This is a genomic window from Streptomyces erythrochromogenes (genome assembly GCF_040684695.1).
Taxonomy (GTDB): Bacteria; Actinomycetota; Actinomycetes; order Streptomycetales; family Streptomycetaceae; genus Streptomyces; species Streptomyces erythrochromogenes_C.
On sequence record NZ_JBFBGM010000002.1, the window covers coordinates 474,913 to 498,749 of the forward strand.

The 23,837-nt window shown below is 69.7% G+C and carries 19 protein-coding genes; 7 read left to right on the forward strand and 12 right to left on the reverse strand.

Annotated elements, in window-relative coordinates:
- Positions 1-28: 28 nt before the first annotated feature.
- The 5 genes from AB0O53_RS06230 to AB0O53_RS06250 form a co-directional block, all read right to left on the reverse strand.
- The gene (locus AB0O53_RS06230; protein ID WP_350990398.1) at positions 29-952 is read right to left on the reverse strand and encodes an RsmA family anti-sigma factor; all 924 of its coding nucleotides are present in this window, start codon (positions 950-952) and stop codon (positions 29-31) included.
- The gene (sigM, locus tag AB0O53_RS06235) at positions 949-1,653 is read right to left on the reverse strand and encodes an RNA polymerase sigma factor SigM (protein ID WP_350990400.1); all 705 of its coding nucleotides are present in this window, start codon (positions 1,651-1,653) and stop codon (positions 949-951) included. Before sigM ends, AB0O53_RS06230 begins: the two co-directional genes overlap by 4 nt.
- 142 nt (positions 1,654-1,795) lie before the next feature.
- Positions 1,796-3,532, reverse strand: coding sequence for a protein kinase family protein (locus AB0O53_RS06240; protein WP_350990402.1), 1,737 nt, complete (start codon positions 3,530-3,532; stop codon positions 1,796-1,798).
- Between the two features lie 117 nt (positions 3,533-3,649).
- Entirely contained in the window at positions 3,650-5,824 is a 2,175-nt protein-coding gene (murJ, locus tag AB0O53_RS06245; RefSeq protein WP_350990404.1) for a murein biosynthesis integral membrane protein MurJ, read from the reverse strand.
- A 46-nt stretch (positions 5,825-5,870) separates the two neighbouring features.
- Positions 5,871-8,135 (reverse strand): DUF6049 family protein, encoded by a 2,265-nt coding sequence (locus AB0O53_RS06250; RefSeq protein ID WP_350990406.1) that lies wholly within the window; start codon positions 8,133-8,135, stop codon positions 5,871-5,873.
- Positions 8,136-8,321: 186 nt separating this feature from the next.
- Between AB0O53_RS06250 and AB0O53_RS06255 the strand changes: the two genes are divergently transcribed.
- A complete protein-coding gene (locus tag AB0O53_RS06255) occupies positions 8,322-9,788 on the forward strand; it encodes a CCA tRNA nucleotidyltransferase (protein ID WP_350990408.1) in 1,467 nt (488 codons plus the stop codon).
- Positions 9,789-9,857: 69 nt separating this feature from the next.
- Here the strand turns inward: AB0O53_RS06255 and AB0O53_RS06260 are convergent, their stop codons facing one another.
- From AB0O53_RS06260 to AB0O53_RS06270, 3 genes are all read right to left on the reverse strand, one after another.
- Positions 9,858-11,126: an MFS transporter gene (locus AB0O53_RS06260; RefSeq protein WP_350990410.1), complete on the reverse strand. Its 1,269-nt coding sequence runs from the start codon at positions 11,124-11,126 to the stop codon at positions 9,858-9,860.
- Positions 11,127-11,231: 105 nt separating this feature from the next.
- Positions 11,232-12,314 carry an inositol-3-phosphate synthase gene (locus AB0O53_RS06265; protein WP_030956798.1) on the reverse strand — a complete coding sequence of 361 codons (1,083 nt, stop codon included), beginning with the start codon at positions 12,312-12,314 and terminating at the stop codon, positions 11,232-11,234.
- 50 nt (positions 12,315-12,364) lie between these two features.
- Entirely contained in the window at positions 12,365-12,967 is a 603-nt protein-coding gene (locus AB0O53_RS06270; protein ID WP_030839336.1) for a PadR family transcriptional regulator, read from the reverse strand.
- Between the two features lie 275 nt (positions 12,968-13,242).
- Here AB0O53_RS06270 and AB0O53_RS06275 point away from each other — a divergent pair, with 275 nt between their 5' ends.
- Together AB0O53_RS06275 and AB0O53_RS06280 are read left to right on the forward strand one after the other, a co-directional pair.
- A complete protein-coding gene (locus AB0O53_RS06275; RefSeq protein ID WP_350990413.1) occupies positions 13,243-15,825 on the forward strand; it encodes a transglycosylase domain-containing protein in 2,583 nt (860 codons plus the stop codon).
- A gap of 95 nt (positions 15,826-15,920) precedes the next feature.
- Positions 15,921-17,381 carry a glycosyltransferase family 87 protein gene (locus AB0O53_RS06280; RefSeq protein ID WP_365193483.1) on the forward strand — a complete coding sequence of 487 codons (1,461 nt, stop codon included), beginning with the start codon at positions 15,921-15,923 and terminating at the stop codon, positions 17,379-17,381.
- Positions 17,382-17,391: 10 nt separating this feature from the next.
- On the opposite strand, the gene AB0O53_RS06285 is transcribed toward AB0O53_RS06280, so the two are convergent.
- The 3 genes from AB0O53_RS06285 to AB0O53_RS06295 all read right to left on the reverse strand — a co-directional run bounded on the left by AB0O53_RS06285 (position 17,392) and on the right by AB0O53_RS06295 (position 20,063).
- Positions 17,392-18,423, reverse strand: a complete 1,032-nt coding sequence (locus AB0O53_RS06285; protein WP_350990417.1) for an alanine racemase — start codon at positions 18,421-18,423, stop codon at positions 17,392-17,394.
- A 77-nt stretch (positions 18,424-18,500) separates the two neighbouring features.
- Positions 18,501-19,619, reverse strand: a complete 1,119-nt coding sequence (locus AB0O53_RS06290; protein WP_350990419.1) for a lipid II:glycine glycyltransferase FemX — start codon at positions 19,617-19,619, stop codon at positions 18,501-18,503.
- 141 nt (positions 19,620-19,760) lie between these two features.
- Positions 19,761-20,063: a hypothetical protein gene (locus AB0O53_RS06295; protein WP_030008388.1), complete on the reverse strand. Its 303-nt coding sequence runs from the start codon at positions 20,061-20,063 to the stop codon at positions 19,761-19,763.
- Between the two features lie 250 nt (positions 20,064-20,313).
- Between AB0O53_RS06295 and rpsF the strand changes: the two genes are divergently transcribed.
- The 4 genes from rpsF to rplI all read left to right on the forward strand — a co-directional run bounded on the left by rpsF (position 20,314) and on the right by rplI (position 22,014).
- Complete coding sequence (rpsF, locus tag AB0O53_RS06300; protein WP_004950685.1) at positions 20,314-20,604, forward strand: 30S ribosomal protein S6; 291 nt, start codon at positions 20,314-20,316, stop codon at positions 20,602-20,604.
- Positions 20,605-20,676: 72 nt separating this feature from the next.
- Positions 20,677-21,270 carry a single-stranded DNA-binding protein gene (locus tag AB0O53_RS06305; RefSeq protein ID WP_031156060.1) on the forward strand — a complete coding sequence of 198 codons (594 nt, stop codon included), beginning with the start codon at positions 20,677-20,679 and terminating at the stop codon, positions 21,268-21,270.
- Positions 21,271-21,312: 42 nt separating this feature from the next.
- Positions 21,313-21,549, forward strand: coding sequence for a 30S ribosomal protein S18 (gene rpsR, locus AB0O53_RS06310; protein WP_005315025.1), 237 nt, complete (start codon positions 21,313-21,315; stop codon positions 21,547-21,549).
- Positions 21,550-21,567: 18 nt separating this feature from the next.
- Positions 21,568-22,014, forward strand: a complete 447-nt coding sequence (rplI, locus tag AB0O53_RS06315) for a 50S ribosomal protein L9 (protein WP_031156063.1) — start codon at positions 21,568-21,570, stop codon at positions 22,012-22,014.
- A gap of 143 nt (positions 22,015-22,157) precedes the next feature.
- Here rplI and AB0O53_RS06320 read toward each other — a convergent pair whose 3' ends face one another.
- A complete protein-coding gene (locus tag AB0O53_RS06320; protein WP_365193487.1) occupies positions 22,158-23,495 on the reverse strand; it encodes an MATE family efflux transporter in 1,338 nt (445 codons plus the stop codon).
- Positions 23,496-23,837 lie beyond the last annotated feature (342 nt).

Here is a 23,837-nt window from a genome sequence, read left to right on the forward strand (position 1 = left end):
CACCCGTCGCACTGCAGACCTGAACGGGTCAGCTTCGCGGATAGGTGTTCTTCAGGAGGACCCTTCCCGGGGTGGCCGAGCCGGTGCTCTCGCACGCGGAGTCGACGAGGTAGGCGTCCACACGCGAGGCGTCGTCCGGGTGCGGCAGGACGAGCAGGTGGACTGCGGAGCCCTGGTAGCTGCCGCGTTCGGCGGCGAGCGGCGCATCGGAGCGGCCCGTGGCGTCCTGGACGCAGGCCGGGACGGCGGGTGCCACCCGCTGGTCGCCGGGAGCCACCCCGGGAGCGCGGGTGGTCTCGTCCAGCCCGTACGTGTTGTTCTGCCCGCCGGGGTCGGTCTTGGCCGCCGCTCCCGAAGCGATCAGCCGCTGGACGTTCTCCCGGAGCCCCTGCGCGGTGTAGGTGCCGCCGGCGGCGGCGCTGACGGGCGGATGGGCGGCGGAGTCCGAGGCCGCGGTATTGGGGTGGGGGGTGCCGGAGAAGTCGACGAAGAGGAAGAGGCCGAGGGCGCACACGGCGGCGCCGGCCAGACCGCCGAGTACGGCGATCCGGCGACGGGCGCGGCGCCGCCCGGGACCGGTTGGGCCGGTCGGGTGACCGGCGGGCGCTGTTTCACGTGAAACAGCGCGTTCGGTGGTGCGGGGGCGGGAGGCCGGCGTGGCCGGGTCCCGCGGCTGGGTCGCGTCGAGCAGGGCCTCGGCGGCGAGGGCCGCGTCGATCCGGCCGGCGATGTCGCCGGGCATGCGGGCCGGCCCGGGCAGCGTGCCGAGGAGGCCGCGGATCTCCTCCAGTGAGGAGAGGACGTCGGCGCACAGGGCGCAGCCGTCGAGGTGACGGCGGATTTCCGCGGACCGGGACGGGGAGAGGAGCCCTTCGGTCAGGTCGGAGATCTCCGAGACGTCCGGGTGCCGGATCGTTCCGGTCGTGCCGGGCGTACCAGTCGCAGGGCTCACGGTCGTCCACCTCCGCCCTTCACAGCGTCTGGGTCTGGTTGCCGGGGTTGTGCTGCCGCTGGTGGGACGGGCGTGCCCGGCGTCCGGTTCCTTCCCCGCTCGGCGTCGGTGTTATCCCCGGCATTCGTGCGCAGATGAGTGAGGAGCGGCAGGAGTTTCGCCCGGCCGCGCGCGCACCGGCTCTTCACCGTTCCCGTGGGCACGTCGAGGATGTCGGCGGCTTCGGCGACGGGGTATCCCTGCATGTCGACGAGGACCAGGGCGGCCCGCTGCTCGTCCGGGAGGGTTCTGAGAGCGGCCAGGAGCTGCCGGTGGAGGTCCTGACGCTCCGCGGGCGCCTCGGCGGACTCGTGGGGCTCCAGGAGGCTCTCCAGGCGCTCCGTGTCGTCCAGGGGTGCGGTCCGGCGCGAGGCGGCCTTGCGGGCACGGTCGAGGCAGGCGTTCACGGTGATCCGGTGCAGCCAGGTGGTGACGGCGGAATCCCCCCGGAAGGTGTGCGCGGCCCGGTACGCGGAGACCAGGGCGTCCTGCACGGCATCCGCGGCTTCCTCCCGGTCCCCGAGCGTCCGCAGCGCCACGGCCCACAACCGGTCCCGATGCCGCCGCACGAGCTCCCCGAAGGCATCGGGATCACCACCCACGTGCAGCGCCAGAAGCTCCTGGTCCGAGGTGGGGCCGAGGTCGTCAGCCGCAGGCCTCATGATTCCCCTTCTGTTGGGAGCAGAGCACCGGTCGAACCGGGTTCGTCCGGCAGCCGACCCCCGCGGCCGGGCCGCGGGTCTGCGGGAATTCGCTTCCCGCAGACCCTTTGCCCGGCCGGAGCCGGGCGAAGCGCCGTGAGCGCTAGGAGCGCTTGGAGAAGACGACGTTCGAGATGCCCTGCTTGTAGCCGGCCCCGCTGTACTCCGAGGCGCCGGCCTTCGGCATGGCCGTGAGCCACAGCACCACGTAGCGCGCCTTGACCGGAGTGGCCGCGACGAGCTCCAGCTTGTTGTCCTTCGTGGTCCCGTTGGCGATCGGCTGCATGCTCTTGATCGACGTCGACGATGAAAGGTTCGGTGCCGTGTAGATCGTGGCGGTGGTGTGGTCGCCGCTGTACCGGAGCGCTATCGACGCCGCACTCACGTCCTGTTCCTCGCCGAGGTCGAAGACCAGGCCGAGGCCCTCCTTGTAGGCCCCCAGGTCAGGACCGTCTTCGTAGCTGTAGGTCCGCCAGAACGATTCCGGGTCGCTGTCGTAGCTCTTGGGGACGCCGTCGACGTCCTGGGGCTTGGCGTCTGGGTAGTACTCCGCCGCCGCCTTGATGGGCAGCGGGGTGAGTTCGGCCTGCTTCGGGTTCTCGTCGTCCGTGCCGGGCTTGGTGTTGTTGCTCGTGCCGCTGTTGCCCTTCTGGGTACCGCGCTCCAGGAGGGTGTCGGCGAGCTGCCAGCTGCCCAGACCGAGGGCGGCGATGAGCAGGGCGGCGACGCCCCACTTGAGTGCGCGGCCGGTACGGCTCTGCAGGGGCGGCGGCGGGGGTGCGACGGGCAGGCTCTGGGCGGTGGTCACGCCGGAGGGCGTGGTGCGGCCGTAGCTGCCCTGCTGGTAGGTGGTGTGCTGGTACTCCGGCGGGGCCGTGAAGGCCGGCTCCGGCGGCCGGATGCGGGGCATCGCGGACACGGCCTTGGACAGCTCTTCCGGGGTGGTGCAGGCCGGTTCCTGACGGGAGGCGGTGGCCCCGTCGTTGGCGAGCGCGCGCATGGCGAGTTCGCCCAGGCCCCGGTGGACCCCGGCGCGGACCTGGTCGGGGGCGATCAGACCGACGCCCTTGGGCAGACCGGTGAGGCCGTACGCGTCGCTCTCGTACGGCCAGCGCTGCGTGAGGGCCGCGTACAGCAGGGCGCCGATGGCCTCGGTGTCGGCGCGCTGCGGGGTCTCGCTGGTGATGCCGCGCAGTGCGGCGTTCACGGCGAGGCCGCGGATGCGCCACTGGCCCGTGGAAGTGCGCAGTATCGCGCTCGGCGTCAGCCGGAGGTGGGCGAGGCCCTCTCGGTGCGCGGCGGCCATCGCCTGGGACACCTGGCTGACGAGCTGGTAGGCCTCGTGGGCCTCCAGCGGGCCCGCGGCGAGCAGGGCGGTGAGCTCGGTGGCGTCGGGCAGCCACTCGTGGACGACGTAGACGAGGTCGTTCTCCTCCACGGCGTCGAGCACCTGCACGAAGCGCGGGTCGCCGAGGAGCGCGGACGAGCGGGCCGCGGCCAGGACGGAGCGCGCCCGTGCGTGGTCGGCGGGCATCAGATGCACGCCCACGGCCCGGCGCAACTTCTCGTCCATCGCGCGCCAACTGCTGAATCCGTCCACACGGGTGACGCACTCTTCCAGCCGGTAGCGTCTGGCGAGCTTGTGGCCGCTGTGGAGTTCGGGTGCGGCCGTGGAGGCCGTCTTCGTGCGTTCGCCGTCCTTGTCGGGCATGGGTCCGTCCGCGGCTCGTCCGTTCTGGGTGTCCACCCCGTCGGACGTGGCCTGTGCCGCCTGAGCGGCAGACGGCTCGTTGCCGTCGTTGTCGGCCACGTCGACGGCAGCCGTGCTACGTTCCGCCACCGTCGTTCCTGCCTCCCCATCCGTTGCGCGCTGTAGGCCAGTCTGCGAAGCCAAGCCAATTGTGCCCACAGTCCGACGCTATGCACGACACACGAAAGGGGGCGACGGTTGTGCGGATCAGCGCCCCAAACGTCCTCGGACCATCCCGACCATCGCGTTGAGCTCCTCGATCCGCATCCGCTTGGCCGCGATGAGGAACACGGCCGCGAGGGCGATACCGCCGGCGACCAGGGCGGTGGCGGAACCCAGGACTCCGCTGCCCAGCCACTGGGTGACCGCGTAGGCGGCCGCGCCGGCCACGGCGGCGGCCGGGACACAGGCCCCGGTGAGACGGGCGTAGGTGCGCATCACATGGGCGCCGTCGAGGTCGCCACCGAGCCTGGTGCGCAGGCGGCGCCAGGCCACGCCCACGCCCACGGCGTAGCCGAGACCGTAGGAGGCGGCCATGCCGACGACCGCCCAGCGGGCGGGGAGGACGAAGAAGGAGATGGCCGAGCCCGCCGCGTTGACGGCGGCGACGATGACGGTGTTGTAGAAGGGCGTCCGGGTGTCCTCGTAGGCGTAGAAGCCGCGCAGGACGACGTACTGGACGGAGTACGGGATCAGTCCGAGGCCGAAGGCCATCAGGACGTAGCCGATGTTCTGGGCGCCGGAGCCGGAGCCCGCGTAGAGCAGGGTCGCCATCGGGACGCCGAGGGCGAGGAACGCGAAGGCGCAGGGGACGATCGCGACGGCCGAGGTGCGCAGTCCGTAGGAGATGTCGTCGCGGACCGCGGCGGCGTCCCCGTCGTGGGCGGAGCGGGAGATGCGGGGCAGGACGGCCGTCATGACGGAGACGGTGATGATCGCCTGCGGCATCTGCCACAGCAGCAGCGCGTAGTTGTAGGCGGTGATGCCGGTACCGGGGTGGCCCTGCTTCTCGGCGACCGAGCCGGCCCAGGTGGCGAGCTGGGTGACGATGACGAGGCCGACCTGGTTGGCGAGGACGAAGAAGAACGTCCACTTCGCCAGGCGGGCGGCCTTGCCGAGGCCGTGGCCCTTCCAGTCGAAGCGCAGGCGCGGCTTGAAGCCCGCGTCGCGCAGGTACGGGAGCATCGCGAGGGCCTGGACGGTCAGGCCCAGCAGGGTGCCGAGACCCAGCAGGCGGACGCCTTCCGGGGTGACGGTGGTGGCGTTGACACCGGAGGTGGTGAAGCCGCCGAAGGCCCAGATGAAGGCGCCGAAGGTGGCGATGACCACGATGTTGTTGAGGACCGGCGTCCACATCATGGCGCCGAAGCGGCCGCGGGCGTTCAGGATCTGACCGAGCACCACATGGACGCCCATGAAGAACATGGTGGGCAGGCAGTAGCGCGCGAACGCGACGGCCACGTCCATCTGCTGCGGGTCCGACGCGATCTTCGGCGACATCATCGTGATGAACACCGGTGCGGCCAGGACACAGATGGTGGTGATGCCCGCCAGCAGCACCACGACGAGGGTCAGCAGCCGGTTGGCGTACGCCTCGCCCCCGTCGTCGTCGTTCTTCATCGCGCGGACCAGCTGCGGGATGAAGACGGCGTTGAGAGCGCCGCCACCGACGAGCACGTAGATCATCGTGGGCAGCGTGTTGGCGATCTGGTACGTGTCGTTGAAGGTGCCGACGCCGATCGCCGCGGCGATGACCAGGGTTCTCAGGAAGCCGGTGATGCGGGAGACGATCGTGCCCGCGGCCATGAGCGCGCTGGACTTGAGCAGGCTCGCGGCACGTCCGGCCGGCTTGCTGGGGGCCGGGGCGGCCACGGGAGCGTCCTCGGCGGGGGTACGGGGCGCCGCCTCCTGGTCCCGGTAGAGGTGGGCGAAGGCATCCGGCTCGGGCTGCTCCTCCGAGGCCCGCGTGACGAGCGAGTCCACGCCCACGAACTCGGTGGTGGTGGCGTGGTCGCCGTACGGCAGGTGCCGGGAGGGGCCGTCCGGCTCGGGCGGCGGGGTCTGCGCCCAGACGCGCGGGTCGGGGGCGTACATGGGCGCACTCGGCGCCGCGTAGAGCGGACCGGGCTCCTGGAAGGTGCCGGGCGCCGGCGGCGGGTGCGCGGCACGGTCGTAGAGGACCTCGTCGACGGGGTCCTGGGCGGACAGGTCCTGGGACCGGTACGGGTCGTAGTCGTAGGCATCCTGGACATACGGGTCGCGGTCCGGCGCGGGCGCAGGCACGGGAACCTGCCCGGGCACCGGGGTGCCCGGGGCAGTGCCCTGGGAGGGCGCAGGCCCGCCAGTGCCCTGCGCGCGGTCACCGTCGTACGGCGCGTTCATCGAAACCCCACCTCATCGTCCCCAGGCCGACCGGCCACGGCATCGCTCAACGGTCCACTGTCTCACTCGTGCCGGACCCCTCGGTGCTTTGCGGTTCGGTGTCCGGGGACTCGTCACTCGGCTGCGTGCTCTCCTCGGCGGCGGCGCGGGCCGCGACACGCTTGCGACTGGCGTACATCTTGATGCCTGCCAGGACCAGGAGGAGCACACCGCCGGCGATCACGAGCATCACGGTGGGAGTGATCTCGGTGGCCTCCACGGTGAACCGGCGTTCCTTGCCGTAGGGGATGCCGTCCTTGGTGAAGAGCTGTGCGGTGACCTCGACGGGGCCGCTCGCGGTGGCGTTGGCGGGGAACTTCACCGTCTGGGTGTGGTCGCCCTGCACGGTGACCTGCTGTTCCGCCTGGCCGCTCTCGCCGAACATCAGGCGGGACGGGTTGGCGGACTTCACCCGCAGGACCAGGTCGTGCACGTCCTGCACGAGGCTGTTCTGGACGCTGACGGGGATGGTGGCGCTGTGTCCGGACAGGGTGGCATCGGACTTGGGGACGACCTTGACCTTCTCGGTGAGACCCATCAGGTATTCCTGCACCTGGTCCCGGTAGAGGCGGGCCTCGTCGGGACGCCCTCGCCAGGAGGTCGACATCTCGCGGTTGATGGTGTTGCCGAAGGGGATCTCCACGCGGTCCGGCGCGGCGAGGATCACCTTGAAATGGTCGAGCGTGTTCTGCGTGGTGCGGATCTTCTCGAAGGCCGATACCGGCAGCTCCTGCTTGCGCAGGTCCTCCGGGTACTGGCCGGCGCCGGGCACCTGGGTGGCGGCGCCCGGGTCGGGCTTGGCGGCGGCCGCCGCCTCGAGGTCCGCCGGCTGCGTCCAGCGGCCCCCCTGGAGGCCGCGTATGGCGGTCGCCATCGACCGCGCCTGGCTGACGCTGGGCATCCGCTGCGGGGCCACGACGAAGCTGCGCTGCTCGTCGGTCTTCTGCAGGTTCAGGGCGAGGCTGTGGGCGAGGAACCGCTGCACGGCGAGCGTGGCGGGCCCGGCGTTCAGCATGTCGCCCTCGAAGGCGGTGGACAGCTCGGCGTCCGCCACGACGGCGGTGGTGCCGGCCCCGATGGGCCGGGCGGCCGACGGCGTGTAGCCGAGGGCGCCGCTCTCCACGAGGCTGTCGCTGCGGGTCAGGACGTTGTGGGCACCGGCCGAGGTGGCCACGTTGACGATCGAGGGGTCGATGGCGCCGTTGACGGGCCAGGAGAAGTCGGTGGACGCGGGGACGTGCAGGACGGTCTGCACGGCGTTCTTCGCCTTGTCGGTGGCCGGGCGCAGCTGCCCCAGGGTGCCCGAGACGTCCTTGCCGTGGTGGGCGAGGGAGGCGAGGTCGGGGTCGGCGAAGGGCAGCGCGACGACCTTCTTGCCCTGGACGGCCGCCTCCAGGGAGCTCAGCCACTGCTCGGCGACGGCCTTGTTCTTGCCCTGGACGGACTTTCCGTTGGCGCCGCGGACCCGGTAGCCCTTGGTCATCGCGTCGACGGTGTAGAGCAGGTCGGGATCGATGACCCAGGTGACCGGCAGGTCCTTGCCGAGGGTGACCATCTGCTCCAGGCGGCCGCCCGGCTTGAGCTCCTCGGCGAGGGAGTCGTCGAGGAAGACCGGTGTCTGGAGCTCGTCGGACCCGGTTTCGGCGGTGACGCGGGTGGCGGAGATCAGCGGCCATACGTAGGTGAGCTGAGAGCGCTTGGCGGCGGCTTCGGGCTGCCAGGGCAGGAAGGTCCGCTTGATGCCCAGCACCTGCTCGGACGGCCGGCTCTCGGTCGCTCCGGACAGCGAGACCCCGAGCGGGTAGACGCCGTCCTTGTCGAGTTCGAGCTTGTTGACCGGGACGGTGAGCGTGAAGTTCTGGGTGACCTTCGACGGCAGGGAGGCGATCTTCACCGCGTAGGCCGAGTCGATCTCGCCGGGGTCGGCGCCGGCCCGGAAGCCGTTGCGGTCCGCCGTCTCGTCGATGGACGACCGGTCCGTGAGCGCGGAGCCCACCCGGAGTCCGACGTGGGCGTTCGTGATCGTTTCGGAGCCGGTGTTGACCACGGTGCCCTCGATGGTGAGGGTGTCGCCCTTCACAGGGGCGCTGGGCGCCATGGAGACCAGCTGCACGTCGACGGAGGAGGCCTGCACGGCCTCGGCCTCGGGGGCGGGGGCGTAGACGAGAGCGGCCAGCACGGGAGTCCCGGCGAGCAGGACGATCGCGCGCCGCAGCCATCGGCGCCGGACAGGGGCGGGTGACGCCCCTTGGATGTCTGCCGCCTCGGCCACGCGCTAGCCCGTCCCTAGAAGTGTCAGTGGTCGTCTTTTCTGCGTCCACGAATGGTAACGAGGTGCGCTGTGTGCGAGTGCCGCCCCTTGCTCCACATGATCGGCACAGCCCCGCGGCGGCCCCGTACCGGGGTCGCCGATAAACGGGGCGGTCCCCGGTGGGCCGGGCACGTACCCTTTTCAGTTGTGCCGAACGCCAACGAAGACAACCTCAGTGCCCTCAGTCAGGTGCAGCGCAGCGCGGTCAGTGACCTGCTGCGGGTGGCTCCTGTCGCCGACGAGCTCGGCCGCCGGTTCCAGGAGGCGGGCTTCCGCCTCGCTCTGGTCGGCGGGTCCGTCCGCGACGCGCTGCTCGGGCGTCTCGGCAATGATCTCGACTTCACCACCGACGCCCGCCCCGAGGACGTTCTGAAGATCGTCCGGCCGTGGGCCGACTCGGTCTGGGACGTCGGCATCGCCTTCGGCACCGTCGGGGCCCAGAAGAACGCGCGCGTCGGGGACGCCGTGCGGAACTTCCAGATCGAAGTGACGACGTACCGCTCGGAGGCCTACGACCGTACGTCGCGCAAGCCGGAGGTCTCCTACGGCGACTCGATCGACGAAGACCTCGTGCGCCGTGATTTCACGGTCAACGCGATGGCCCTGGCTCTGCCCGAGCAGGAGTTCATCGACCCGCACGGCGGCCTGGAGGATCTGGCCGCCGGCGTGCTGCGCACCCCCGGAACCCCGGAGGACTCCTTCTCCGACGATCCCCTGCGCATGCTGCGGGCGGCGCGCTTCTCGGCGCAGCTGGACTTCGAGGTCGCTCCTGAGGTGGTGGCGGCGATGAAGGCCATGTCCGACCGGATCGAGATCGTCTCCGCGGAGCGGGTCCAGGGCGAGCTGAACAAGCTGATCCTGTCCGCCAACCCGCGCCGCGGTTTGGGACTGCTGGTGGACACCGGGCTGGCCGACCGGGTGCTGCCGGAGCTGCCCGCGCTGCGGCTGGAGAGTGACGAGCACCACCGGCACAAGGACGTCTACGACCACTCCCTGATCGTGCTGGAGCAGGCGATCGCGCTGGAGGAGGACGGACCGGACCTCGTGCTGCGCCTCGCTGCGCTGCTGCACGACATCGGCAAGCCCCGCACCCGCCGTTTCGAGAGCGACGGCCGGGTCTCCTTCCACCACCACGAGGTGGTGGGGGCGAAGATGACCAAGAAGCGGCTGACCGCGCTGAAGTACTCCAACGACATGGTCAAGGACGTGTCCCGGCTGGTCGAGCTGCACCTGCGCTTCCACGGCTACGGCGACGGCGAATGGACCGACTCCGCGGTGCGGCGCTACGTCCGTGACGCCGGGCCGCTGCTGGACCGCCTGCACAAGCTGACCCGGTCCGACTGCACCACGCGCAACAAGCGCAAGGCCAACGCGCTCTCCCGTACCTACGACGGGCTGGAGCAGCGCATTGCTCAGCTCCAGGAGCAGGAGGAGCTGGATGCGATCCGGCCCGACCTGGACGGCAACGAGATCATGCGCGTCCTGGACGTCGGCCCGGGGCCGGTGATCGGCAAGGCCTACGCGTTCCTGCTGGAGCTGCGGCTGGAGAACGGCCCGATGGGGCATGACGCCGCTGTTGCCGCGCTCAAGGAGTGGTGGGCGGCCCAGGCCTGACCCGCGAGCCCCGGTGCCGATGTTTCACGTGAAACATCGGCACCGGGCAGACCGGTCGCGAGCGATGTTTCACGTGAAACATCGGCTGCGCCGGCCGAGCAACGCCGCTGTCAGGGCGTAGAGAACGGACACGCAGACGAGCAGGACCACGGACTGCCCGTCGGCGGGGAGCACGAGGGCGGCCACAGCCGCCGACCCGACGAACGCGACGTTGAACAGCACGTCGTAGACGGAGAACACCCGGCCGCGGTAGTCGTCGTCCACACGGGACTGCACTTCGGTGTCGGTGGAGATCTTGGCGCCCTGGGTGGCCAGGCCGAGGACGAACGCGGCGACCAGCATCGGACCCGGGGCGAAGAACAGGCCGAGGGCCGGTACGAGGATGGCGGAGCCCGCGGCGCAGGCGGTGATCCAGCCGAGGGTGCCCAGCCGCCCCACCATCCACGGGGTGATGACGGCGGCCGCGAAGAATCCGGCCCCGGAGGCGCCGACCGCGATGCCCAGGAGGGCGAGCCCCTCGGCCTCGTTGTCCGACCAGGCGTAGCGGCAGAGCATCAGCAGCATGACGAAAAGGGCGCCGTAACAGAACCTCATCATGGTCATCGCGGTGAGCGCCCGGGCCGCCCGGCGCCGGGCGGCGAGGTGCCGCAGGCCTTCGGCCATGCCCCGCACCGTGAGGGCGATGCCTTGGACCACGGAGGGGTGGGCCTGTCCGGCGGAGTGGTCGGGGCCGAGCAGCCCGATGGCCAGTCTCAGCGAGACGAGGGCCGCACACAGGTAGAGGCAGGCCCCGAGGAGCACGACGAGGGCGTTGGAGCCGGACCCGAGCAGGCGGACGAGGAAGGCCAGCCCTCCGCCGGCCACGGCAGCGAGCGTCCCCGCGGTGGGGGAGAGAGCGTTCGCGGTGACCAGCTGATCGGCGCCGACGACGCGGGGCAGTGAGGCGGCCAGGCCGGCCAGCACGAAGCGGTTGACCGCGGTCACGGACAGCGCCGAGGCGTAGAACAGCCAGTCGGGTACGTGCGCGACGATCAGTACCGCCGTGATGCAGGCGAGGAAGGCTCGCAGCAGGTTGCCGTAGAGGAAGACCTGACGTCGTCTCCAGCGGTCGAGCAGCACTCCGGCGAAGGGGCCGATCACCGAGTAGGGCAGAAGCAGTACCGCCATGGCCGAGGCGATGGCCGTCGGTGAGGTCTGTTTCTCGGGGGAGAAGACGACATAGGTGGCGAGCGCGACCTGGTACACGCCGTCCGCCGCCTGGGAGAGCAGCCGTACGGCGAGCAGGTTGCGGAAGTCCCTCAGGCGCAGGAGTACGCGCAGATCACGTACGACAGGCATGAGGGAAAGGGTCACATACGCGGAGGGTCCCCGGGCACATTGCCCGGGGACCCTCCGCGGAAGAACAGCCGAAGTCCAGGTGTCGACAGGACTCGCGGGCTTCGACTAGCGCTCGACCTCGCCCTTGATGAACTTCTCGACGTTGGCCAGGGCCTCGTCGTCGAAGTACTGGACCGGCGGGGACTTCATGAAGTAGCTGGACGCCGACAGGATCGGGCCGCCGATACCGCGGTCCTTGGCGATCTTCGCGGCGCGCAGGGCGTCGATGATGACACCGGCGGAGTTCGGGGAGTCCCACACTTCGAGCTTGTACTCGAGGTTCAGCGGGACGTCACCGAAGGCACGGCCCTCGAGGCGGACGTAGGCCCACTTGCGGTCGTCGAGCCACGCGACGTAGTCGGACGGGCCGATGTGGACGTTCTTCTCGCCCAGCTCGCGGTCGGGGATCTGCGAGGTGACGGCCTGCGTCTTGGAGATCTTCTTCGACTCGAGGCGGTCGCGCTCGAGCATGTTCTTGAAGTCCATGTTGCCGCCGACGTTGAGCTGCATGGTGCGCTCGAGACGGACACCGCGGTCTTCGAACAGCTTCGCCATCACGCGGTGCGTGATGGTGGCGCCGACCTGCGACTTGATGTCGTCGCCGACGATCGGGACACCGGCCTCGGTGAACTTGTCGGCCCACTCCTTGGTGCCGGCGATGAAGACCGGGAGGGCGTTGACGAAGGCGACCTTGGCGTCGATGGCGCACTGCGCGTAGAACTTCGCAGCGTCCTCGGAACCGACCGGCAGGTAGCAGATCAGGACGTCGACCTCACGGTCCTTGAGGACCTGGACGACGTCGACGGGGGCCTCGGCGGACTCCTCGATCGTCTGGCGGTAGTACTTGCCCAGACCGTCGTAGGTGTGGCCGCGCTGAACGGTCACACCGGCGTTCGGGACGTCGCAGATCTTGATGGTGTTGTTCTCGCTGGCGCCGATGGCGTCCGAAAGGTCGAGGCCGACCTTCTTCGCGTCGACGTCGAACGCGGCGACGAACTCGATGTCACGCACGTGGTAGTCGCCGAACTGGACGTGCATCAGCCCGGGGACCTTGGACGCCGGGTCGGCGTCCTTGTAGTACTCGACGCCCTGCACCAGCGAGGCGGCGCAGTTGCCCACGCCGACGATGGCTACGCGAACCGAACCCATTCCGGTTGCTCCCTGTTTGTTCTCGGACGAGGCCTGCAAAGCTGCAGGCCTCATTTTTCGGTTTCGTCGGACGGACCGGATCGTCTGCGATCCCGTCCCGCCCGCTCACTCTCGATGAGCTCGTTCAGCCAGCGCACTTCGCGCTCCACGGACTCCATGCCGTGCCGCTGCAGCTCAAGCGTGTAGTCGTCGAGGCGCTCCCGCGTTCGGGCGAGGGAGGCGCGCATCTTCTCCAGGCGCTCCTCCAGCCGGCTGCGGCGGCCCTCCAGTACCCGCATGCGCACGTCTCGTTCGGTCTGGCCGAAGAAGGCGAAGCGGGCGGCGAAGGACTCGTCCTCCCAGGTCTCGGGGCCGGTGTGGGAGAGCAGCTCCTCGAAGCGCTCCTTACCCGCGGCCGTCAACCGGTAGACGATCTTGGCGCGGCGCCCTGCGAGTGAAGCGGCGAGAGCGTCTTCCGGGGCGTTGCCCGGTTCTTCGATCAACCAGCCGTTGGCGACGAGCGTCTTGAGGCAGGGGTAGAGCGTCCCGTAGCTGAAGGCCCTGAACACTCCCAGCGAGGTGTTGAGCCGCTTGCGCAGCTCATAGCCGTGCATGGGGGATTCGCGGAGCAGTCCGAGGACGGCGAATTCGAGGATGCCGGAGCGTCTGCTCATCCGCCTGCCTCTCCTCCACCCCTGAGTCTTTATGTCGAGCTGATGTATCGACTCGATACATCCAGACGATAGAACGGGGCGCCTCCATCGACAAGGGGAGACATGGTGACCGGCATCACATCACCGATTCGCACCAGGCAGGTTGCCTGATTTGGGGTGAACTTCGGCACTGGGCTGGTTTTGAGCGTGCGTAGTCTGTGCGCCATGACACCGGGGGGAACCGGAATTCATCTGCCGCTTCCAGGCCACTCGCCTGCCCGAGGAGTAGTCGTTCGATGAGCGAGCACCGCCGCAAACCGCCGCAGCCCCAGGGCGGTGGGCGGGCCTCCGCCCGCCGCGCCGCCCAGCAGCGCCCCGGCCGGGGTGCCGGACGTGACGTCCCCACCGCGTCACACAGCGGCCCGTACGCACAGCAGCCCGCCCAGGGCAGTCGCGCCGACGCCCGCCGGGCCGCGCAGAGAGGGGCCCCGGGCCGTGGCAGAGGCGGAGCCGGCGGCGCACGCGGCGCCGGCCGCCCGGACAAGCGGCTGATCAACTACCCGCGGTCCGACCGGGACGGCTGGAAGCGCTTCGTACCCTCCTGGAAGCTGGTCTCCGGCACCGCCCTGGGCTTCTTCGCGGTCATCATCGCCGGTACCGGCATCGGCATCGCCATGGTGAGCACGCCGGACCCGAACAAGGCGGCCCAGGCGCAGAACAACGTCTTCTACTGGGCCGACGGCAGCCAGATGGTGGCGACGGGCGGTTCGATGAACCGCCAGATCGTCCCCATTTCGAGCATCCCCCGGTCGATGAGGGACGCCGTGATCGCGGCCGAGAACGAGTCCTTCGAGACCGACAAGGGCGTGGACCCGATGGGCATCGCCCGCGCCGTGTGGAACATGGGCACGGGCGGCTCCACCCAGGGCGGCTCGACCATCACCCAGCAGTACGTCAAGAACACCTACCTGGACTCCGACCAGACGCTCAAGCGGAAGGCCACCGAGCTCTTCATCGCGATAAGGCTCGGCGTCAAGGAGGAGAAGGACACGGTCCTGGCGGGATACCTCAACACCGCCTACTACGGTCGCGACGCCTACGGCATCCAGGCCGCGGCCCGCGCCTACTTCGGCAAGGACAGCCAGGACCTGAACCCCTCCGAGTGCGCCTTCCTCGCCGCCGTGCTCAAGGGCCCCAACCTCTACAACCCGGACGGCGGCATCGGCGCCGCCGCCACCCCCGTCCTCAACGAGAAGCGCGCCCGGGAGCGCTGGGCCTGGGTGCTGGACCGCGAGGTCGAGGTGGGCCGCATGGACCCGGCGGAGCGCGCGAAGCACACGGAGTTCCCCGCGCGCGTCGAGTCGGCGCAGGCCCGCGGCATGACCGGCCAGATCGGCTACCTGGTCGACACGGCCAAGGCGTACGTGATGAAGACCAAGGGCATCACCGCCGAACAGATGGCCATGGGCGGCTACCGGATCAGGACCACCTTCGAGAAGCCCAAGGTCGACGCCATGGCCAAGGCCGTCGAGGACATCCGCGCCGGGCTGATCGACGAGAAGAAGCGCCCCGACACCGACACGTTCGTACAGTTCGGCGCCGCCTCCGTGGACGTGAAGACGGGCGGGCTCGTGGCCCTCTACGGCGGCCCGGGCTGGGACCAGAAGTACTTCAGCAACAACGCCAACACCAGCGGTGTCCCGGTCGGCTCGACCTGGAAGCCGTACGTGCTGGCCGCGGCCATGGAGTACGGCACCCAGAACTCCAACGGCAAGGGCATCTCGGTCGACAGCAAGTACCAGGCGAACGACCTCACAGTGATCAACAACCGTGAGGGCAAGCCGCTGCGCGACTCCTCGGGCAACCCGTTCAGGCAGAAGAACGAGAGCCCCACCGCCTTCGGGTACGTGACCCTCAACGAGGCGATGGAGAAGTCCATCAACGTCCCGTTCGCCCAGCTCGTCTTCGACGTCGGCCACGACAAGGTCAAGAACGTGGCGAAGTCCACGGGCATCCTCGAGGAGTCGATCAACCCCAACAACGACGCCTCCTTCGCCCTGGGCACCTCCACCCCCAGCGCCATCCGCATGGCCGACTCGTACGCGACCTTCGCCGCCTCCGGCATGCACCGCGAGCCGTACTCCGTGACCCTGGTCGAGAAGAACGGCGAGAAGCTGTCCGGCTTCGAGCCGCCCAAGGACCAGCGGGCCATGGACAACGCGGTGGCGGACAACGTCACCAAGGTGCTGGAGAACGTCATCGAGAACGGCACCGGCAAGAAGGCCAAGAAGCTGGGCCGGCCGGCCGCGGGCAAGACCGGTACCACCGACGAGAACAAGTCGGCGTGGTTCGTCGGCTACACCCCGGAACTGTCCACGTCCGTGGTCCTCTTCCGCACCGACCCCAACTCGGCGGAGAAGAAGCTGATCTCCATGAAGGGCGTGGGCGACATCCCCTCCCTCCACGGTGGTGACATCCCGGCCGAGATCTGGACCGAGTACATGGGCGAGGCCCTCAAGGGCGCCCCGGTCAAGCAGTTCCCGGAGGCCGAGGACATCGGCGTCACGGCCGACTCCGCCGGCGCCCCCTCCCCCACCCCCGTGGCACCCGCCTCGCCGTCCCCGTCTCCGTCGTCCCTCCCGCCGAGCTCTCCGCCGCCGTCGCCGTCGCCGTCCAAGGGCGGGGGCCGGCCGTGCAAGCCGTGGGAGCTGTACTGCGACCCCGAGACCACGCGCGGCGGCACCAACGAGGGTGCGAACAGCGGCAGCAATTCGGGGATCATCGGCGGGCCCAGCGGGTCGCCGTCCCCGTCGCCCAGCGGCAGACCGGGCCGCCCGGGCGGCCTCACCGGATCGACCACCGGCACCGCGCCGGACTGATCCGCTCCGCCACCCCCGCCGACCGAGGAAGGCCGTCGCACGCACTGTGCGGCGGCCTTCCCCCGTCCCCGGCCCCGTACGGCAGGATGAGCCCCATGACCCAGGTGCACGAGGACCGCCCCGTACTGCCCACGCAGCAGGACGAGGTCGCCGCAGCCGGCAGTGAGCTCATCGGCGGCCCGCTCGGCCGCTACGCCCGCCTCGGCGGCCACTGGCTGGGACCGGTGCGCGTCGTGGCCCTCCTCGCCATCGGCATGTTCGCGCTCGGCATGGTGCAGAAGCTGCCCTGCTACGAGTGGGCCTGGTTCCGCGGGGCGTCCTCGCAGTACACCCACGCCTGCTACTCCGACATCCCGCACCTGTACGCGGTGCGCGGCTTCGCCGACAACCTGACGCCGTACTTCGACCGGCTCCCCGGCGACATGGAGTACCTGGAGTACCCGGTGCTCACCGGGCTCTTCATGGAGATCGCCTCCTGGCTGACCCCCGGCAGCGGCTCCATGCAGCACCGCGAGCAGATGTACTGGATGGTCAACGCGGGCATGCTGATGGCCTGCGCGGCGGTCATCGCCGTGTGCGTCGCGCGCACCCACCGCCGGCGGCCCTGGGACGCCCTGCTCTTCGCCCTCGCGCCCGCCTTCGCGCTGACGGCGACGATCAACTGGGACCTGCTGGCCATCGCCCTGACCGCGGCCGGGATGCTCATGTGGTCCCGTGGGCGGACGCTCCTCTTCGGCGTCCTCATCGGTCTGGCCACCGCCGCCAAGCTCTACCCCGTCCTGCTGCTCGGGGTCCTGTTCGTGCTCTGCTGGCGGGCCGGGAAGTGGCGCGAGTTCGGCCTGGCCGCCGTCGGCGCTGCCGGGGCCTGGCTCGTGGTGAACGTTCCCGTCATGTTCTTCGCCTGGGACGGCTGGAAGAAGTTCTACACCTTCAGCCAGGAGCGGCCCATCGACTTCGGCTCCGTCTGGCTGCTGATCTCCCAGCGCTCCGGCAACCCCCTGCACGACGCCAACACCTACGCGACCGGGTTGACGCTCCTGCTGTGCGGGGCTATCGCACTGCTCACCCTGACCGCGCCCCGCCGGCCGCGCTTCGCCCAGCTGGCCTTCCTGGTCGTCGCCGCCTTCATCCTCTGCAACAAGGTCTACTCACCGCAGTACGTGCTGTGGCTCATCCCGCTCGCCGCGCTGGCCCGGCCGCGCTGGCGGGACTTCCTGATCTGGCAGGCCGGCGAGGTCGCCTACTTCCTCGGGATCTGGTTCTACCTCGCCTACATCAACAGCGGGGACAAGCACCAGGGCCTGCCGGTGGAGGGCTACCAGCTGGCCATCGCCGCCCACCTGCTGACCACCCTGTACCTGTGCGCCGTCGTCGTCCGGGACATCCTGCTCCCGGAGCACGACGTCGTACGCCGGGACGGTTCGGACGACCCCTCCGGGGGCGTCCTGGACGGGGCGGAGGACGTGTTCGTGCTGTCGGACGCAGCGAGGGCGCCGCGGTACGCGACGCCCTCGGAGGGACAGCGGGTCGACTGGGGCACCGGCCCCAAGGACTGACCGGGACGGCTCAGGAGTCGAGCAGCCGGTCGAACTGCGTGGTGGTGTGGCGCAGGTGCGCCACGAGCTCGTCGCCGACCTTCGGCTCGGTCGCGTCGGCGGGCACGAACAGGATCGACACCTGCATGTGCGGCGGCTCGGCGAACCAGCGCTGCTTGCCCGCCCACACGAAGGGCGAAAGGTTCCGGTTGACCGTGGCCAGGCCCGCCCGGGCGACGCCCTTGGCGCGCGGCATCACACCGTGCAGCGCCTTCGGGGCCTCCAGGCCCACGCCGTGCGAGGTGCCGCCGGCGACCACGACCAGCCAGCCGTCGGAGGCGGCCTTCTGCTGGCGGTAGCCGAACCGGTCACCCTTGGCCACCCGCGTGACGTCGAGCACCGAGCCGCGGTACGCGGTCGCCTCGTGGTCGCCCAGCCACAGCCGGGTGCCGATGCGGGCCCGGAAACGGGTCTGGGGGAACTGCTGCTGGAGCCGTGCCAGCTCCTCGGCCCGCAGGTGGCTGACGAACATGGTGTGCAGCGGCAGCCGGGCCGCGCGCAGCCGGTCCATCCAGCCGATGACCTCCTCCACGGCGTCCGAGCCGTCCGGGCGGTCCAGGGGCAGGTGCAGGGCGAAGCCCTCCAGCCGCACGTCCTCGATCGCGCCGTGCAGCTGGCCCAGGTCCTGCTCGGAGATCCCGTGACGGCGCATCGAGCTCATGCACTCGATGACCACACGGGCACCGACCAGGCTGCGGACCCCTTCCAGCGAGGACACCGAGCGGATGACCCGGTCCGGGAGCGGTACCGGCTCCTCGCCCCGGCGGAACGGGGTCAGGACGAGCAGGTCGCCACCGAACCAGTCCTTGATGCTGGCGGCCTCGTACGTCGTGCCGACCGCGAGTACGTCGGCGCCCATCCGGGTCGCCTCCTCGCACAGCCGCTCGTGGCCGAAGCCGTAGCCGTTGCCCTTGCAGACCGGGATCATCCCGGGGAACTGGTCCTGGACCTGCTTCTGGTGCGCACGCCAGCGCGCGGTGTCGACGTAGAGCGTGAGCGCCATGCCCGTCCGGAACCTCTCCTGTGAAGCTGCGTGGTGCAGCGGGACTGTGCTGGGGAAAGCGGGTGGATCTGGGTGGGTCAGCGACGCGACATGTAGATGTCGAGCGCCTTGTGCAGCACCTTGTTCAGCGGGAAGTCCCACTCGCCGACGTACTCCACGGCTTCGCCGCCCGTACCGACCTTGAACTGGATCAAACCGAACAGGTGGTCGTTCTCGTCCAGCGTGTCAGAGATTCCGCGCAGGTCGTAGACGCTCGCACCGAGCGCGTACGCGTCGCGCAGCATCCGCCACTGCATCGCGTTCGAAGGCCGGACCTCGCGCTTGTGGTTGGCGGAGGCGCCGTAGGAGTACCAGACGTGCTGGCCGACGGTGAGCATCGTGGCGGCGGCCAGCGGCTCTCCCTCGTGCGTGGCGATGTACAGGCGCATCCGGTTGGGGTCCTCGGAGTTGAGGGCCGTCCACTGGCGCTGGAAGTAGCTGAGGGGGCGGGGGCGGAACTTGTCGCGCTCGGCCGTGATCTCGTAGAGGTGCTGCCAGGTCGGCAGGTCGTCGTAGCCGCCCTGGACGACCTCGACGCCGGCCTTCTCGGCCTTCTTGATGTTGCGGCGCCACAGCTGGTTGAAGCCCTTGAGGACGTCGTCCAGCGAGCGGTTGGCCAGCGGTACCTGGAAGACGTAGCGCGGCTGGACGTCGCCGAAACCGGCGCCGCCGTCCTCGGCCTGCTGCCAGCCCATGCGGCGCAGCTTGTCGGACACCTCGAAGGCGCGGGGCTCGATGACCGAGGCCTCCACGTCGCGCAGGCGCTTCACGTTCGGGTCCTGGATGCCGGCCTTGATGGCGGCCGAGTTCCAGCGGCGGATGACGACGGGCGGGCCCATCTTCACCGTGAAGGCGCCCTGCTGCTTGAGGTGGGCCAGCATCGGCTGGAGCCACTCCTCCAGGTTCGGGGAGTACCAGTTGATGACCGGCCCCTCGGGGAGGTAGGCGAGGTAGCGCTTGACCTTGGGCAGCTGGCGGTACAGCACGAGTGCCGCTCCGACGAGTTCCTCGGACTCGTTGAACCAACCGAGGTTCTCGGAACGCCACTCGTTCTTCACGTCGGCCCACGCCGGGACCTGGCAGTGGCTCGCCGAGGGCAGGCTCTGGAGGTAACCCAGATGCTGCTCTCGGCTGATGGTCCTCAGGGACAGGCTCATGCGGGGCGTCTCCTCGGCGGCTTCGCTGGCTATGGCGCGAAGCCTACTGCGACAGGGGCGCCACCCTTCTGGGGGACGGGCCGTGGGCCCGGGCCGGTGTGCGGCCGGCGCCCTGCCGCGGAGGTGCCCCGGGCGGCCCGGTCAGCCCCCGAAGAGGCCGCCGTGGAACATGCCCAGGTAGAAGCCGATGGCAGACGCGCCAAGGCCGATGATCAGCGCGAAGCGCTCGCGTGTCGTGACGGAGACGAACTGTCCGTACGCGCCGGTCAGGATTCCGATCAGCCCGGCCCACGAGCTGATCAGGTGCAGGTTGTGGAAGAAGGCCGTGACGAACGCCACGGCGCCGAGGGTCAGGGTGACCGCCATCAGGGTGTCCTGCAGCGGGTGGGGCTTTCCGTCGGTGGAGAGCAGGGAGATCTGAGGGGGCCGCATTGCCTGTGCCATCGGAAGGCACCTCCTGGCTGAAGCTGGCGGTGCTGCGGGCTGCCTCCGGCAGGGGGCCGAGGGCATAGCACCGAGCACACCCGATGGATACAGATTGTGGCCCTCTCCTGCCGGATTTCAACCGGAAGGACGCGAGCAGGTAGTCTGTACAGCTGCGCGGTGTCTGCTCTGCGGACGCCGTGCTCACGCATCACGACCCTCCTGCCACGGAACGACCGTGGCCGCTGAGTCCAAAGGAGGTGGGTTCCACATGCGTCACTACGAAGTGATGGTCATCCTCGACCCCGATCTCGAGGAGCGCGCTGTCTCCCCGCTGATCGAGAACTTCCTCTCCGTCGTCCGTGAGGGCAACGGAAAGGTCGAGAAGGTCGACACCTGGGGCCGTCGTCGTCTCGCTTACGAGATCAAGAAGAAGCCCGAGGGCATCTACTCGGTCATCGACCTGCAGGCTGAGCCCGCGGTCGTCAAGGAGCTTGACCGACAGATGAACCTGAACGAGTCGGTTCTCCGGACCAAGGTCCTTCGTCCCGAGACCCACTGAACTTCGGTTCAGCGGTAATCGGGATCGAGTAGCACAGCAGCCCAGCAGCAATCCCCGCCGAGAGGTTCATCCATGGCAGGCGAGACCGTCATCACGGTCGTCGGCAATCTCGTCGACGACCCCGAGCTGCGCTTCACCCCCTCGGGTGCGGCGGTCGCGAAGTTCCGTGTCGCGTCCACCCCCCGCACCTTCGACCGTCAGACCAATGAGTGGAAGGACGGCGAGAGCCTGTTCCTGACCTGCTCGGTGTGGCGGCAGGCGGCGGAGAACGTCGCCGAGTCCCTTCAGCGAGGCATGCGCGTCATCGTGCAGGGCCGGCTGAGGCAGCGGTCGTACGAGGACCGTGAGGGTGTCAAGCGCACGGTCTACGAGCTGGACGTCGAGGAAGTCGGCCCCAGCCTGAAGAACGCCACGGCCAAGGTCGCCAAGACCACCGGTCGCGGTGGCCAGGGTGGATACGGCGGCGGCGGTCAGCAGCAGGGCGGCGGTGGCGGCGGCTGGGGCGGAGCCCCCAGCGGCGGCCAGCAGGGCGGCGGAGCTCCCTCCGACGACCCGTGGGCGTCCAGCGCGCCGGCCGGTGGCCAGCAGCAGGGCGGCGGCGGGGGCGGTTGGGGCGGAAGCTCCGGCGGCTCCGGCGGTGGCTACTCGGACGAGCCGCCCTTCTAGGGCAGCTCCATCCAAACTTCTTGATCACACAGGAGAGACACAATGGCGAAGCCGCCTGTGCGCAAGCCTAAGAAGAAGGTCTGCGCGTTCTGCAAGGACAAGACCGCGTACGTGGACTACAAGGACACGAACATGCTGCGGAAGTTCATTTCCGACCGCGGCAAGATCCGTGCCCGCCGCGTCACCGGCAACTGCACGCAGCACCAGCGTGACGTCGCCACGGCCGTGAAGAACAGCCGTGAGATGGCGCTGCTGCCCTACACGTCCACCGCGCGATAAGGAAAGGGTGACCGACTAATGAAGATCATCCTGACCCACGAGGTCTCTGGCCTCGGTGCCGCCGGCGATGTCGTCGACGTCAAGGACGGTTACGCTCGCAACTACCTGGTCCCGCGTGGTTTCGCGATCCGCTGGACCAAGGGTGGCGAGAAGGACGTGGCGCAGATCCGCCGCGCCCGCAAGATCCACGAGATCGCGACCATCGAGCAGGCCAACGAGGTCAAGGCCAAGCTCGAGGGCGTGAAGGTCCGTCTGGCCACCCGCGCGGGTGACGCCGGTCGTCTCTTCGGCTCCGTGACCCCGGCCGACATCGCCACGGCGATCGAGGCTTCCGGTGGCCCGAAGGTCGACAAGCGCCGCGTTGAGCTGGGCTCCCCGATCAAGACCCTCGGTTCGTACCAGGTCTCCGTGCGTCTGCACGCCGACGTGGCCGCGAACGTGGGCATCGAGGTCGTCGCCGCCTAAGGGCTGCGCGTGAAGGGTCGCACCCCGATGGGGTGCGGCCCTTCGTCGTTTCCCGAGCTCCCCCACCGTGGATCCAGGGTTCCCGCAGACCGGTGTTTCACGTGAAACACGGCGACGGCCCCGCGATGTTTCACGTGAAACAGCTACCGGGTGGCACCCGCGATCGCCCATCGGCCGGAGCGGGCCCGCAGCTGAAGGGTGACCATCCGGACCAGCATCATCAGGGTCATGGCCCACCAGAGCGTCGTCAGCCCGCCCCCCAGGGTCGGGACGAGCAGGGCGACCGGGGTGAACACGGCAAGCGTCACGAGCATCGCCCGGGCCAGGTAGCGGCCGTCGCCCGCACCCATCAGGACCCCGTCCAGCACGAAGACGATGCCGGAGACGGGCTGGGAGAGGGCCACGACCAGCAGAGCGGGCAGCAGCGCCTTCTCCACCGCCGGATCGCTGGTGAACAGCGGAATGAACACGGGGCGGGCCAGGACCACCAGCAGGCCGAGCACGATGCCCGTGACGATGCCCCACTGCACCATTCGGCGGCAGACGGCCTTCGCACCGTCCGTGTCGCCCGAGCCCAGGTAGCGGCCGATGATCGCCTGACCGGCGATCGCAATGGCGTCCAGGGCGAAGGCGAGCAGGCTCCACAGGGAGAGCAGGATCTGGTGGGCCGCGATGTCGGCGTCGCCGAGCCGGGCCGCCACGGCGGTCGCGATCATCAGGATGGCGCGCAGGGACAGCGTGCGGACCAGCAGCGGGGCTCCGGCCTGGGCACAGGCGCGGATGCCGGCGGTGTCGGGACGCAGGGAGGCCCCGTGCCGTCGGGCCCCGCGGACGACCACGAAGAGGTACGCGGCCGCCATGGCGCACTGGGCCAGGACGGTGCCCCAGGCGGAACCGGCGATGCCGAGGCCCGCGCCGTAGACGAGGGCGACGTTCAGGACCGCGTTGAGGGCGAAACCGCCGATGGCGACGTAGAGCGGCGTGCGGGTGTCCTGGAGGCCGCGGATGACGCCCGTGGCGGCCAGGACCACGAGCATCGCCGGGATGCCGAGGGCGGAGATGCGCAGATAGGTGATCGCGTGCGGGGCGACGCTGTCCGAGGCTCCGAACAGGGAGATCAGCGAGGGGGCGGTGGGCAGCACCACGGCGATGACGGCGATGCCGAGCAGGAGGGCCAGCCAGATGCCGTCCATGCCCTGCCGGATGGCTGCGGGCAGGTCTCCGGCACCGACCCGGCGGGAGACGGCCGCGGTGGTGGCGTAGGCGAGGAAGACGAAGACGCTCACGGCCGTCGTGAGCAGGGCGGCGGCGATGCCGAGGCCGGCCAGCTGAGGGGTGCCGAGGTGTCCCACGATGGCGCTGTCGGCCATCACGAAGAGGGGCTCGGCCACGAGGGCGCCGAAGGCGGGGACGGCGAGTGCGAAGATCTCTCGGTCGTGCCGTCTCGGCCCCGCCGTGGGTGCTGCGAGGGCCTGTGTCATGCGCCCAATCTAATCTTCCACAGGTAACGGACGCAACATAGTATCGATCCTTACCTGTGCGCCGACTCGGGCGTTCTTCCCGCCTCGTTGGAGGCGTTCTCGAAACCCGGGCGAAGATTTTTCTCCCCCACTGTCGGTGGATGATGAAATCCCAGGTCAGATGGGGTAACGGGGTGCCCCGGGTGATTTTGTCCACAGCGTCGTCCCCCGGTCCGTGCACAGCTTCCGGGGAGTTACCCACAGCATTGGCGCCGTCGTCCACATCTCATCCACAGAGCCTGTGGATAACAAGATTGGCTGACGCCGCCCGCGGCCCTACCGTGGTGCGTTGCCCGACTCGCC